Source organism: Bradyrhizobium sp. USDA 3397 (assembly GCF_054060965.1).
The window spans coordinates 8,060,584-8,073,554 of the sequence record NZ_JBSSDS010000001.1; the positions used below are offsets into that span (position 1 = coordinate 8,060,584).

15 protein-coding genes are annotated in these 12,971 nt (G+C 65.7%); 10 read left to right on the forward strand and 5 right to left on the reverse strand.

What is annotated here, in order from left to right:
* Nucleotides 1–51: 51 nt before the first annotated feature.
* Nucleotides 52–396, forward strand: coding sequence for a DUF1491 family protein (locus ACVWYQ_RS37430; RefSeq protein WP_225149869.1), 345 nt, complete (start codon nt 52–54; stop codon nt 394–396).
* Nucleotides 397–480: 84 nt separating this feature from the next.
* Here ACVWYQ_RS37430 and ACVWYQ_RS37435 read toward each other — a convergent pair whose 3' ends face one another.
* Entirely contained in the window at nt 481–1,455 is a 975-nt protein-coding gene (locus ACVWYQ_RS37435; protein WP_275509084.1) for a DUF2336 domain-containing protein, read from the reverse strand.
* A gap of 253 nt (nt 1,456–1,708) precedes the next feature.
* Between ACVWYQ_RS37435 and ACVWYQ_RS37440 the strand changes: the two genes are divergently transcribed.
* From ACVWYQ_RS37440 to ACVWYQ_RS37465, 6 genes are all read left to right on the forward strand, one after another.
* Entirely contained in the window at nt 1,709–1,897 is a 189-nt protein-coding gene (locus ACVWYQ_RS37440) for a hypothetical protein (protein ID WP_456727074.1), read from the forward strand.
* Nucleotides 1,898–1,913: 16 nt separating this feature from the next.
* Nucleotides 1,914–2,675, forward strand: a complete 762-nt coding sequence (locus ACVWYQ_RS37445) for a hypothetical protein (RefSeq protein ID WP_456727075.1) — start codon at nt 1,914–1,916, stop codon at nt 2,673–2,675.
* Between the two features lie 211 nt (nt 2,676–2,886).
* A complete protein-coding gene (locus ACVWYQ_RS37450) occupies nt 2,887–6,288 on the forward strand; it encodes a CHAT domain-containing tetratricopeptide repeat protein (protein ID WP_456727076.1) in 3,402 nt (1,133 codons plus the stop codon).
* Between the two features lie 24 nt (nt 6,289–6,312).
* Nucleotides 6,313–6,756 carry a hypothetical protein gene (locus ACVWYQ_RS37455; RefSeq protein WP_036042948.1) on the forward strand — a complete coding sequence of 148 codons (444 nt, stop codon included), beginning with the start codon at nt 6,313–6,315 and terminating at the stop codon, nt 6,754–6,756.
* 8 nt (nt 6,757–6,764) lie between these two features.
* Entirely contained in the window at nt 6,765–6,974 is a 210-nt protein-coding gene (locus ACVWYQ_RS37460; RefSeq protein WP_157282439.1) for a hypothetical protein, read from the forward strand.
* A 2-nt stretch (nt 6,975–6,976) separates the two neighbouring features.
* Nucleotides 6,977–7,741 (forward strand): hypothetical protein, encoded by a 765-nt coding sequence (locus ACVWYQ_RS37465; RefSeq protein ID WP_404652532.1) that lies wholly within the window; start codon nt 6,977–6,979, stop codon nt 7,739–7,741.
* A 210-nt stretch (nt 7,742–7,951) separates the two neighbouring features.
* On the opposite strand, the gene arsC is transcribed toward ACVWYQ_RS37465, so the two are convergent.
* Genes arsC through ACVWYQ_RS37485 form a run of 4 tightly spaced genes read right to left on the reverse strand, consistent with a single transcriptional unit; the run spans nt 7,952 to nt 9,933 of the window.
* Nucleotides 7,952–8,353 (reverse strand): arsenate reductase (glutaredoxin), encoded by a 402-nt coding sequence (arsC, locus tag ACVWYQ_RS37470; protein ID WP_157282441.1) that lies wholly within the window; start codon nt 8,351–8,353, stop codon nt 7,952–7,954.
* Entirely contained in the window at nt 8,350–9,051 is a 702-nt protein-coding gene (locus tag ACVWYQ_RS37475; protein WP_157282442.1) for an aquaporin, read from the reverse strand. Before ACVWYQ_RS37475 ends, arsC begins: the two co-directional genes overlap by 4 nt.
* The gene (locus ACVWYQ_RS37480; RefSeq protein WP_271545225.1) at nt 9,051–9,578 is read right to left on the reverse strand and encodes an arsenate reductase ArsC; all 528 of its coding nucleotides are present in this window, start codon (nt 9,576–9,578) and stop codon (nt 9,051–9,053) included. Before ACVWYQ_RS37480 ends, ACVWYQ_RS37475 begins: the two co-directional genes overlap by 1 nt.
* Nucleotides 9,571–9,933, reverse strand: a complete 363-nt coding sequence (locus tag ACVWYQ_RS37485; protein ID WP_275496505.1) for an ArsR/SmtB family transcription factor — start codon at nt 9,931–9,933, stop codon at nt 9,571–9,573. The genes ACVWYQ_RS37480 and ACVWYQ_RS37485 overlap by 8 nt, the downstream gene beginning before the upstream one ends.
* Nucleotides 9,934–10,054: 121 nt before the next feature.
* On the opposite strand from ACVWYQ_RS37485, the gene ACVWYQ_RS37490 reads away from it, so the two are divergent.
* The 3 genes from ACVWYQ_RS37490 to ACVWYQ_RS37500 are packed head-to-tail and all read left to right on the forward strand — an operon-like array spanning nt 10,055 to nt 12,955.
* Nucleotides 10,055–10,372, forward strand: coding sequence for an ArsR/SmtB family transcription factor (locus ACVWYQ_RS37490; RefSeq protein WP_271545223.1), 318 nt, complete (start codon nt 10,055–10,057; stop codon nt 10,370–10,372).
* 49 nt (nt 10,373–10,421) lie between these two features.
* Nucleotides 10,422–11,783 (forward strand): NAD(P)-binding domain-containing protein, encoded by a 1,362-nt coding sequence (locus tag ACVWYQ_RS37495; RefSeq protein WP_456727077.1) that lies wholly within the window; start codon nt 10,422–10,424, stop codon nt 11,781–11,783.
* A complete protein-coding gene (locus tag ACVWYQ_RS37500; RefSeq protein WP_456727078.1) occupies nt 11,780–12,955 on the forward strand; it encodes an MFS transporter in 1,176 nt (391 codons plus the stop codon). Before ACVWYQ_RS37495 ends, ACVWYQ_RS37500 begins: the two co-directional genes overlap by 4 nt.
* The last annotated feature ends 16 nt before the right edge of the window (nt 12,956–12,971 follow it).

The following is a 12,971-nucleotide window of genomic DNA, read 5'->3' on the forward strand; positions in this document are numbered from 1 at the left end:
GCTCCCGCGCAAGGCTGGTGCTGATGGCGGCACTGGCCTATCGTACGATTCATGCGTTTGAAATCCAACATATGGGTCGCTGCTTACCTGCGCCGCTGCCAGACCGAGGGCGTATTCGGCGCCGTGCGGCGTCGCGGTGCCGAGGAGGCGGGCGCGGTGTTCGTGAAGGTGTCGCTGCTCGACGGCAATGCGATGCTGTATGCGCCGGCGCCGCAGACCGTCTATGACGACGGCCGGCCGGTCGATCGCTTCTTCGTCCCTGTCGCGCCGCAGCCTCTGCCGGATCACACGATCGAGGAGCGGCTGATCAAGGAAATCCGCTTCGATCCGGATGCCTGGATCGTCGAGACCGAGGATCGCGCGGGCCGGCATTTTCTGGAATTGGCGAAGGCGTAGCCTCAACCGTCATTGCTCGCAATGATGGGGTTGGAGTTCGTTGCGTGCCTCACCGCTGCCGCTCGCTGAGGCGGCGTAAGCAAATCAGCGATCCGACGAATTAGTCCCCGTCCGCACCGCCGGGCTCGAGCCGGGCTGCACGCCCGGCCGCGTCTGGCTCGCGCCGGCACGTGCGCGCTGGCGCTCCCCGTCATGCAGCGAGGACTGATACTTCGCGCGGGTGACCGCGAGCGTCGAGCCGCGCCAGGCCGCCAGCATCACCAGCGCCGATCGCTCGGCGAGGCGGTCGTAGAGCCGCGACAGACGGTACACGGCGGTCACGGACGTGCCGATCTCCGGCTTGAAGAACAAGAGAATGCGCTGGAACACCGGGCTCGGCATGTCGAGCGCGCGCGCGGCGACGGCAAGCGCCTCGCCGCCGGCATCATCGACGATCTGGGCTGCAACGCGCGAGGGCAGGATCAGGCTGTCGCCGAGCTCGAAGGTGAAGCTTTCGATATCGCCCGCGATCGCCGCCATCTCCAGGATCTGGATCGCGCGCTTGGCGCGCACGGTCGGAATACGGGGGGCGGCTTTCAGCGGGGTCTGCGCCAGATTGTGCAGGATCAGCGCGCGCTCGGAGGCGCCGGCGCGGAAGAACATGTCGTGGATCTCGGCCGCCTCTTTCGGCTGCATCGCCAAGTTGGCGGCCATGCGTTGCTCGGCCTCGGTCGGCACGCGCGCCGAAGCAGACGCGCGCGGCGGGGCGGGGATCTCCCGGGCCAGTGGAACCCTGCGGCCTTCCTGGGTGGCGACCAGGCCTAGCTTCTGCAGGATCGGGACGGGCGTCTGCGGATAGACCGCGAGGCGGGCCTTGACGGCCGCGCGCGTCGCATCGTCGACCTGGTCGATCAGCCGCGTGGCGAGCTCGACGAATTGCCGCTGCTCGTCGTCGCTGTGGGTGCTCGTCTGGACGTAGAGGTCGGTCAGCACGCGCAGCAGCGTCGGACGGACATCGACACCTTCGCGACGGGACAGGGTCATCAGCCCGTCGAATCCGGGAAACAGCGACTTGGTCATGGAGGCGTACGCAACTCGGGAAAGACTTGGTGGCGAGCCTAGCGCAGCTTCGTTTAAAGCCTCGTTAAGGAAAACGAGGCGTGAAGCCGGCCCTGCAATTTGAGCATTTGTCGTGCCGCAACGGGACGGCGCGGCGCGGTCCGTGCGGCTACGGTTGAAGCGGCCCGTTTACACCCCGTTAACCATGAGCTGATCTTAATGAATGCATGTTGCAGGGGCGCGTTCGGTCGCGCGGCAATTGAAGAGAGCTGACATGGGGACCATCATCGAATTTCCGGCCGGTCGCCGGGTGGGCTCGTCGGGGGATGTCGTTCCGCGCGCGGACATGGGAATGGTCCTGATCCTTCCCGTGATTCGAATCGAGCGCGAGGCGGACGAAACCAGCGGCGATCGCGGACCGGAGCAGGGCACAGCGCCGGGGCGCCGTCGTCGCCGCCGCTGACATCCGGCTTCATGCAATGCCGGACGTCATCCGCCAGATCCGGCCTGTCCTATCGGCCGTCCTGTTCACGCTGCTCGGCGCCTCGCTCGCAGCGTGTAGCGGCGGCGACTTCGGCCGTACCCGCGAGAGCATGCGCAGCGACGACATGCATCGCTGGCTCGGTGCGGAGGTCACCTCCAGCGTCGGCCTGAAGCCCTCGCAATTCCAGCTCACCGACGAAGAGCGCCAGCTCCGCGATCTCGCCTATCCCATGATCGAGCCGCCGCTGTCGCGACCCGCATGGAAGAGCGTATTCGGCGACTACAAGGCGCTGCCCTCGCCGTGGCGGCAGAAGGTGGTGTTCGACCGCACCATGTACGGGCGCACGCTGATCGACGAGCCGCACCGCTCGCATTCCTCGCGCTACGCGCAGCTGATCGAGGACGTGCGCAACGACATCACCCGCTTCGAGCCGTTCTTCGCATCCGCGATCCGCGTCATCGATCTCGACAGGAAGCGCGATGCCAGCATGGCGCGTGTCTCCGCGTTGTCGCCGAGGGAGAGGGACGATGCGGTCGCGCGCATGCAGGAGAACTCGCTGATCATCCAGTGGGTGCAGCAATGCCTGGAGCAGCGCATCTCGTCCTACCGCTGGGCGCTGGAGCGCCTGGTGATCCAGGCTCCCGACGGCATGGCCGCCGATGCCGACCGCCTGATCGGCGAGCTCGCCGCCCAAACCGCCAATCCGCCGGTCCAGGGGCAACCGCCCTATGGTCGCGCGGTGGTCTCGAAGGGCTAAGCACGCGTCCTCAGCCCTTTGAGCGCGGCCGCCCCGCGGCCGATCGGCCCGATTCCCCGGGCCGCCTGACCGGTTCCACGTGACCGTGCCGCCTGTAGCCGCCCGACCCGTCGAGGACTCCGGGAACCGCATTGATGGCCCTTGTCCTTCCGCGCAGGCCGGATAGGATCGCTCGTTTCTTCGAATTCATTTTATCCAAAGGTCCTTCGAGATGAGCTTAAACGCCGCGCATCCGCGCAAGAGCCGTCTGGACATTTCCTCGCGCCACCTGTTGGCAGTTGCCATTCTGCTCGGATCGACCTGCTCCGCGACCGCGCTGACCAAGGAAGCAGCGCTCGAGAATTGCCGGATGAGCGTCGGCAAGCCGATCGTGCAGGCCTGCATGCGCGCCGGCGGCGCCAATCTCGAAGCTTGCCGCGCCAAGGCCTCGCCCCAGGTCAGGGCCTGCACAATGGCGGCGCTGAACGCCGCCAATGGCCGCGCCAATGTCGCCGTCGAGCTTCCAAAGGAGACTGCTCCCAAGCTTGAAGCCGGCACGGCACTGCCGAAGGATTTCGTCGCCCCGCCGCGCAGCATCTCCGACATCACGGCGATCCTCGACGGCGATAAGCCCAACGAGAAGATGATCGCGGAATTGAAGTCGGAGGCCGACTCCGTGCCCACGGGCAAGGAATCCCGCCAGGACCTCGCGCAGCTCTATTTCGATCGCGCCAATGCACGCGCGCAGCTCGGCCGGCTCGCCGAAGCGATGGCTGACGCCGACAAGGCCGTGGAGGTCGGGCGCGGCGCCGTCGGCCCGAATTTGCTGGGGCGCATGTTGCAGCTCCAGTCCCTGCAACACTCGCTCGCGGGCGATCCGAAGCGCGCGCTCGAGATCATGCAGAGACTTTTGCGCGAATCGGCCAGCATGCCGGGCGCCAAGGGATTTCAGTTCGTGACGAACCGCGGGATCGCGGTCGTTCTCATCCAGATGGGCGACCTCGCACAGGCCGAAGCCTATCTCCGCCGCAGCCAGACCGCGATCCAGGAGGCCCGCACCAGCGGCCATCCCAATTGGCGTGCGGCCTATGCGAAGTTCGGCCAGAGCTGGGAAGGCGAGCTGGAGCTCACTCGCGCCGCGATCTTCGAGGCGCGCGGACAGTTCGCAGACGCCGAGGCCGCCTATCGCACCGCCGAGCTGCGCAAGCGCGCAAGCACGAAGGCGATCATGGCGTCGGACAGTGCGCCGGCCGAGACCCTTCTGCTGCAGGCGATCGATGGCACCGTGTTGAGCCAGGCGCGCATGAAGGCGAAGCAGGGCAGGCTGGCCGAGGCCGAGGTGGACGCGCGCCGCGCGCTGCTCTCGCGCCTGAAGGATACCGGCAAGTACAATCCGATCACGCCGCGCTTCGTCATGGGGCTGGCGGGCATTTTGGTCGATCAGGGCCGCTACGAAGAGGCCGAGAAGCTCGGCCGTGTCGCCCTCGATATCAACAAGACCGTGGGTGTGCCCGAGGATTCGCAGGCGACGGTGCAGTTGCTGTCGCAGCTCGCGGGCATCCTGACGCTTCGCCGCCAGAACGCCGAAGCGGGCGAAATGTTTGCGAGGATCGAAAAGGCCGTCGCCGGCTGGGACCCGCAGCGCCGCCAGGTGTTCGAGCTCAATCCATCTCGCATCCTGTCCCTCTATGATTCCGGACAGCTGGACGCCGGCATTGCCGCCGCGGAGCAGCTCGTGAAGAGGCAGATCGCCCGGGTGGGGGAGAATCATTTCGACGCCGCCTCGGCACGCGGCACACTGGCGGTCGGATTGATGCGCGCCCGCCGCGATGCCGACGCAATCCGCGAGTTTAGGGCCGCCATTCCGGTGATGATGGCGAGCGCCAACGATAACGCCGACGACGAGAACACGACGGTGGTGGCCGCGCGCAGCCAGCGGCTGCAGACCATCGTCGAGAGCTATCTGCTGCTGCTCGGCAGGGTGGAAGGAGGCGGCACCAATGTCGGCGAAGAGACGTTCAGCCTGGCCGATGCCGTCCGCGGCCGCTCGGTGCAGCAGGCGCTGGCTGCCTCGAGTGCGCGTGCGGCGGCAAAGGATCCCGCGCTCGCCGAGCTCGTGCGGAAAGAGCAGGATCTGAGCAAGCAGGTCAACGCCCAGCTCGGTACACTTAACAACGTGCTCGCGCTTCCCGCAGCGGAACGCGACGAGAAAGGCGTGCAGCAGATACAGGCCTCGATTGCAGCGTTGCGCGGCCAGCGCGACAAGGCGCGCCAGGAGATCAAGCAGAAATTCCCGACCTATGCCGATCTCGTCTCGCCCAGGCCGCCGAGCGTCGCCGAGATCCGCGCGACGCTGACCGACGGCGAGGCCATGCTGTCGTTCTATTTCGGCCAGAACGGCAGCTTCGTCTGGGCCGTGCCGAAGTCGGGGCCGGTGGCATTCGCCGCCGTCCAGGCCAGGATCGGCGACATCGAGAGCAAGATACGCAAGCTGCGTGAAGCGCTCGAGCCACAGGCTGCGATGATCTCGGACATTCCACCGTTCGATCTCAAGCTCGGCCATGAGTTGTACGAGCTGCTGCTCAAGCCGGTCGAGAGCGGCTGGAAGCCGGCCAAGAACCTGATCGTCGTCACCAACGGTGCGCTGGGCCTGCTGCCGCTCGCCTTGTTGCCGACGGCACCGGCGGAGGTGGCCGCCGACGAAGACCCGCTCTTCGTCGGTTATCGCAACGTGCCGTGGCTGGCGCGAACCCATGCCGTGTCCACGGTGCCGTCGGCGGCGGCGCTGCGCACGCTGCGGCAGTTGCCGCCCGGCAAGCCCGGCCGCGGCGACCTCGTCGCGTTCGGCGATCCCTATTTCAACAGCGATCAGCACGCCGAGGCGGAAGGCACGGGTGAGAAGATTCAGCTCGCCGATGCCGGCGGCAACATCACGCGCGGCGGGCCGCTGAAGCGGCGCAACAGTCCCAAGCTCGACGGCGTCGATAGCGCCGAACTCGGTCTGTTGCCCCGTTTGCCCGACACCGCCGATGAGTTGAAGTCGATCGCGCTGGCCTTGCAGGCGGATCCCTCGAAGGTGCTGTTTCTCGGCAAGAGCGCGACCGAGAGCGCGGTGAAGACCATGAATCTCTCCGGCTTCAGAATCCTGGCCTTTGCGACCCACGGTCTGGTCCCGGGCGAGCTCAACGGACTGACGCAGCCGGCACTCGCTCTGTCGTCGCCGGTGGTGACGGGCGAGGGTGGCGACGGACTGCTGACGATGGAAGAGATTCTCGGTCTCAAGCTCGATGCGGACTGGGTCGTGCTGTCGGCCTGCAATACCGGCGCCGGCGCAGGCGCAGGGGCCGAGGCGGCCTCCGGGCTGGGCCGCGCGTTCTTCTACGCCGGCACGCGCGCCCTGCTGGTGACGAACTGGTCGGTGCACTCCCAGTCGGCGCGGCAATTGGTGACGGACCTGTTCAAGCGGCAAGCCGACGATCCCAAGCTGTCGCGCAGCGAAGCGCTGCGCCAGGCGACGATGGCTCTTGTCGATGGTCCCGGCTATCTCAACAGCGAGGGCAAGACAGAGTTTGCCTATGCGCATCCGCTGTTCTGGGCGCCTTACACGATTATCGGCGATGGCGGCTTGCGTTGACGAATGGGAAGGGGGGCAAGGAAAATGAAGCGGAATGCTCTACTGGCTCTGGTGGTTGCGGGTCTGTTGGCCGCGGGATCCTCGCGCGCCGCGCCATTGATCACGGAAGAGGAGGCTAAGCTGCCGCCTCCCAAGGGCGCGGTCGCCGTCGATCAGCGCGGCATCATGCGCGGCCCGAAAATCGAGTTCGTCTCGCCGGGCGCTCCCGCGAATTCTCCTCTGCGGCTGGTGCTGAAATTCCAGTCCTATGGCGGGGCCAAGATCGATCCGGAATCGGTCAAGGTGATCTTCCTCCGAACCCCGAACGTCGACCTGACGCCTCGGGTCAAGCCCTTCGTGCAGCCAGATGGCATCAACATGCAGGATGCGGAGTTGCCGCCGGGCGAGTACACGATGCGTGTCGACATCAAGGACAGCGATGGCCGGCCGGGCACGACCGTCTTCACCCTGAAGGTTGCGCCCAAGTGAGCTCGCAGGTGAACTCGCAAGTGACGTGCCCCTACTGTCGGTCCGAAGGTGCCGAGGGTGCGCTGGTCTGCGCCTCGTGCGGGCGCGACATCGCCGTTCCGGCCACGCTGCTTGCCGAGCGCGACGATCTCTTGCGCAAGCGGGAGGATCTGCGCGATGAACTGAAGCGGGCCAGAGGCGAGATCGAAGCCATTATGAGGCGAGGGAAGTCGCGCTAGCGATGGAATGTCCGTTCTGCGCCGAGACGATCAAGGACGAAGCCATCGCGTGCAAGCATTGTTCGCGCGACTTGCGTGTCGTGCGTCCGACGCTCCTCGAGATCGACGAGATCGTTGCCGAGCTGGACAAGCTCAGGCGCGATCTCGACCGCGTCAACGTCCGTCTGGAGCGCTACAACAATCCGTTGCGCTATTACGGAACGCATGCGGTGCTTTATGTCGCGATCCCATCCCTGCTGCTGGTGATCGCGCATGTGCTCGTGACCATCACCTTCAACGTGTCCCCGATCCCGCTCCGGATTGCATCGATCGCCATACCGCTGCTGTTCGGCTTCGTGGCCTATCCGTTGCACCGGGTGTCCGCCCTGACGGCGTTCGTGCTGGCGTTTCTGGCAGCGGCCGTCAGCGTCCTGTCGATGCTGACGGTTACGGGGATCCATGACCATGTTCCGATCCTTCCGACGATCTGGATCGAATGGCGTGAAGTGTTCGAGTATGGCGCGAGCATCCTGCTCGCCTTCGTCTCGGGCAACATCCTCAGCGTCGTGATCTTCCAGATCGTGCCGCGCGTGCTGACGCAGGGCGGCAAGCCGAACGCTTTCGCATTCAGGGTGGCGCGGCTGCTCGGGCAGCATGTCGGCGAGGAACAGCTGCGCCGTCGTGCCCGCTTGATCCAGGACCTCATGCAGACCGCGGGGCCGCTCGCCGGCGTTGCCGCGACCGGCGTCGGCTCGATCTATGCGGGCTTGAAGGGCTTGCTGGGCTAGCTCGACTGCACGTCCTCAGGCGCGCAGGGCTATCGCATATGAGATGTCGGCTATGGGCGCCGACTCTCTCCACGGCGTCATGGCCGGGCTTGTCCGGCCATCCACGCCTCTCCACGCGGCGCAAAGAACGTGGATGCCCGGGACAAGCCCGGGCATGACGGCTCTGCAAAATCCAAATGCGATAGCCCTGCTCACGCCGCGCCTGCAGGCCTAGCGCGCTTCCACCACTTCACCGTCTTCCTTCACGAAGCGGCCGACCGGATTGTCCAGGAGATCAACCACGGCTTCCGACGGCCGGCACAAGCGCGTGCCCTTTGGCGTCACCACGATCGGCCGGTTGATGAGGATAGGGTGGGCGATCATGACCTCGAGGAGCTGCTCATCGCTCCATTTGGGATCGTCCAGGCCGAGCTCCTTGTAAGGTGTTCCCTTCTCGCGCAGCAGCGCGCGAACCGGAATGCCCATGCTCGCGATCAGTTCCTTGAGCTTGTCCCGCGAGGGCGGAGTCTTCAGATATTCGATGACATCAGGCTCGACGCCGCTCTGCCGGATCATCGCCAGCGTGTTGCGCGAGGTGCCGCAGGCCGGATTGTGATAGATCGTGACGGTCATCGAGCTGTCTCCGTGATTGCGACCGAGGCGGACGCGCGTGAGCGGCCGAGCAACCAGTTCATCAGCAGCATGCCGGCGAAGGCGCCGCAGAGTTCCGCGAGGATGAATCCGGGCAGGTCAAGGGGGCGGATGCCGGCGAACGTGTTCGTCAGCGACCTTGCGATGGCCACCGCAGGGTTGGCAAACGACGTGGAAGCCGTGAACCAATAGGCGGCCGTGATGTAAAGGCCCACCAGCCAGGGGATGGCCGTCCGCTGAAACCGGATGCCGGCCAGGATCGTCGCGACCAGCCCGAACGCAGCGACCGCTTCGGCGAACCATTGCGGCCCTCCGGTTCGGACCTTCGTCGAGAGGTCGAGCAGCGGCAGGCCGAACATCAGATGCGCCGCCAGCGTTCCCGCGATGCCGCCGGCGATCTGCGCGACTATGTACAACGCAGCCTCGTATCCCGGCAGCTCGCGCTGGCCTGTGAAGACGAGCGTCACTGCGGGATTGAAATGTGCGCCGGAGATCGGACCGAGCACCGTGATGAGAACGACCAGGATGGCGCCGGTCGGCAAGGTGTTGCAGAGCAGCGCAAGTGCGACGTCCTTGGTCAGCGTTTCCGCCATGATGCCGGAGCCGACCACGGTGGCGACGAGAATGCCCGTGCCGAGCGCTTCGGCCGCAAGGCGCCGCGGGAGATCGAAATTGTCCATCAGCCGGCCTTCGGCGCCAAATCGGTTGCACCTTCGGAGCGGCCGATTTCGCGCAGCTTGGTGCCGAGCGAAAGCTTGTCGATGCTCCTCAGCGGGAGGTTCACGAATGTAGCGATGCGGTTTCTCAGATAACGAAACGCGGTGACGAATGCCGCCTGTTTCTCCAGTTCTGACCCCTCTGTCGCGGCAGGATCCTCGATGCCCCAATGTGCCGTCATCGGCTGGCCCGGCCAGATCGGACAGGACTCGCCCGCCGCGTTGTCGCAGACCGTGAAGACGAAATCCATCACCGGTGCATCCGCAGCGGCAAATTCCAGCCAGCTTTTCGAGCGCATTCCGTCCGTGGGATAGCCCATCTGTTCCAGCGTGCGCAACGCCAGCGGATGGACTGCGCCTTTCGGGGCGCTGCCGGCGGAGAAGGACTGAAAACGGCCGCCGCCGTCCTTGCGCAGGATCGACTCAGCCAGGATCGATCGCGCCGAGTTGCCGGTGCATAGGAACAAGACGTTAAACCTGTGATCAGACACGGCTTCGCTCCTTTCGTTTTGGCGAGCAGCACGATTGCAAGGTCTCGACGACGGGCTCGCAGACCTCCGGCCGTCCGCCGCAGCAATCGCGCAGCAGGAAGAGCGCGACGTCGCGAAATTCGCCGAGATTGGCGCGGTAGACGATTGAGCGGCTGTGCCGCTCGGAAGACACGAGGCCGGCGCGGCTCAGAATCGACAGATGCGCCGACAGCGTATTTTGCGGGACTTCCAAGAGGCGCGCGAGGTCGCCGGCCGCAAGACCTTCAGGCTCGTGACTGACCAGCGTCCGGAATGCCTCCAGACGGGTCGGTTGGGACAGCGCGGCGAGCGCCAGAACGGCTTGTTCAGTTTCCATATATCCAGATTTATGGAAATTGCCGCCAGCATGTCAACCGAAATCCGGTCTGGCGATCATATTTCCAATATTCTAGAATTATCGTTTGACGGCAGAGCTGCACCGGCGCATGATGTCGCTCATGAAGATCGACGACGCAGCAGCACGCCTGGAAGCCCTGGGGAATCGGACCCGCCTGCAGATTTACCGGGCGCTGGTCCGGGCCGGGCACGCGGGCATGCCGGTCGGCCGCTTGCAAGACAAGCTGAAGATTCCGGCGTCGACGTTGTCGCACCACATCAAGACACTGGTCTCGGTCGGATTGGTCAGTCAGATCAGGGAATCGACGACCTTGATCTGCCGCGCCAATTTTGACGCCATGCGCGGGCTGGTCGATTTCCTGGCCGCGGAGTGCTGTGCGGAAGATGCGGGGTGTAGCGATACCCAGAGCGCAGCCTGATCCATTTGGCCAATTATTCCATAATTCTAGAAGGATGGAGAGTTCGAAAATGGACAAGACGGTAGCGATCATCGGGGCGGGGCCGGTCGGCCTCGCAGCCGCCGCCCATGTGCTCGAACGCGGCATGTCCCCCGTCGTGCTCGAAGCTGGAGCCGAGGCGGGGCATGCGGTGCGGCAATGGCAGCACGTCCAGCTCTTCTCGCCGTGGGAATACAACGTCGACAAGGCCGCATCGCGCCTGCTTGCGCCGACGGGATGGAATTCGCCGGATCCAAGCGCCTATCCGACCGGCGGCGAACTGATCGAGCGCTATCTCGCGCCGCTGGCAACGCGAACGCCGCTGCGCGAGACGATCCGGACCTCGAGCCGCGTCACGGCGATCAGCCGCGCCGGCTTCGACAAGGCGAAGAGCAAGGGGCGAGGCCAAGCGCCGTTCGAAATCCGCTACCAGAACGGCAAAGGCGACGAGGTGCTGAACGCTGATGCCGTCATCGACGTCTCCGGCACGTGGTTCTCGCCCAATCCCGCCGGCAGCAACGGTCTGCCAGCGTTCGGCGAACGCGAATGCGCCGGCCGCATCGTCTATGGCATGCCGGCCGTGCAAGGCTCCGCTCGCGACAGATACGCCGGGAAGACCGTGGCCGTGCTCGGTGCCGGCCATTCCGCCCTGGGTACGCTGATCGATCTTGCGCAGCTTGCCGAGGAGGAGCCGGGCACCAGGCCCGTTTGGTTGCTGCGCGGCGACGATCCGGCAAAGACCTTCGGCGGCGGCCGCAACGACAAGCTTGCCGCGCGCGGCGAGCTGGGGTCAGCCTTCGCCGCGCTCGTGACTGCCGGAAAAATTGCGGTCGAGACCGGCTTCGCTGTCACCCACATTTCGGAGCTCGAAAGCCGCCTCAGGATTTCGGCAGGCGCCGCCTCTGCTGCGCGGAGTGTGATTGCGGATGAGCTGGTGGTGTCGACCGGCTTCCGGCCCGATCTCTCGTTTCTGTCCGAGCTGCGGCTGCGGCTCGATCCGGCGATCGAGGCGCCCCTCGCGCTCGCGCCGCTCATCGACCCCAACGAGCATAGCTGCGGAACGGTGCGGCCTCACGGCGCGCGCGAGCTGGCGCATGATGAGCCGGGCTTTTATCTCGCGGGCATGAAATCCTATGGACGTGCGCCGACCTTCCTGATGATGACCGGATACGAGCAGGTCCGATCGATCGCCGCCGACATCGCCGGCGACAAGGCGGCCGCGGCACGGGTCGAGCTCGTGCTGCCGGAGACCGGCGTCTGCACACGCGCCGGCGTGGAGTCCGCGGGCGCGGCGGGATGTTGCGGCGGTCCGGCCAAGGTCGAAGCGTCGGCCTGCTGTGCCGCCGATGAATCCGCGAAGAAGGCGGGCGGTGCGGGGTGCGGTTGCTCATGAGCCGAGGCACTGCGGGCCCGCTCACCGTCGTCATCGCGCTCGGCACCGCGCAGACCATCGCGTGGGCGTCGAGCTATTATCTTCCTGCGATCCTCGCCGCGCCGATCGCGAGCGATCTCGGACTTGCGCCGACTTACGTGTTCGGCGCGCTGTCGGGAGCGCTCATCATCTCCGGCCTGATTGGTCCGAGAGTTGGGCACGCCATCGATACGTTCGGTGGGCGCAGCATGCTTGCCGTCTCGAACCTCGTTTTCGCGGCTGGCTTGCTGCTGCTGTCCGCGGCCTATGGCATAGCGGTGCTGATCGCAGCCTGGACACTGCTCGGCATCGGCATGGGCATGGGCCTCTATGAAGCCGCGTTCGCGACGCTGGCGCGCATTTACGGCGCCAATGCGCGACGAACGATCACCGGCATCACCCTGATCGCCGGTTTCGCCAGCACACTCGGCTGGCCACTCACGACCTGGCTCGCCACGGAGTACGGCTGGCGCGCGGCCTGCCAGCTTTGGGCGGTGATCCACATCGGCCTTGCCTTGCCGCTCAACCTTGCGCTGCCCCGTGCCGCTCCGTTACAGCAGGAGGCCGGGCCGAGCACCGGCGCAAGCCAGCAACCCGGCGGTCAGAGCGAAACTTTCGCAATGATACTGCTGGCGTACATGTTTGCGGCCGCGAGTTTTGTCAGCTCCGGAGTCTCGGCCATCCTGCCCACCATGCTGGTTGCGTTCGGCGCCACGCCAGCACAGGCCTTGCTGGCAGGAGCATTGGTCGGACCCGCGCAAGTCGGTGCCCGCCTTCTGGAAGCCGGATGGCTTGGCCGGTTTCATCCGCTGCTGTCGGCGAGGCTCGCCATGCTCATGAATCCGATCGGCGTGTTGGCGCTGGTCGCGGGCGGCCCCTTGCTCGCACCGGTCTTCACGGTGCTGTATGGCGCCGGTAACGGCATCATCACCATTGCCCGCGGTACGCTGCCATTGGCGCTGTTTGGGCCGGTCGGGTTCGGCAGGCGTGTCGGGATGATTTCGCTGCCTTCCAGGGCAACGGGCGCTTTCGCGCCCCTTGCGCTGGGACTGATGGTGGAGCATCTCGGCAGCAGCGCGCTCTGGATCGGCGCGCTGGCCTCGGTCTCTGCGTTCCTCGCGCTTCTGCTGCTTCGTGGGGGTCAGACGGAATGAGTCCCTGTCCGATGGG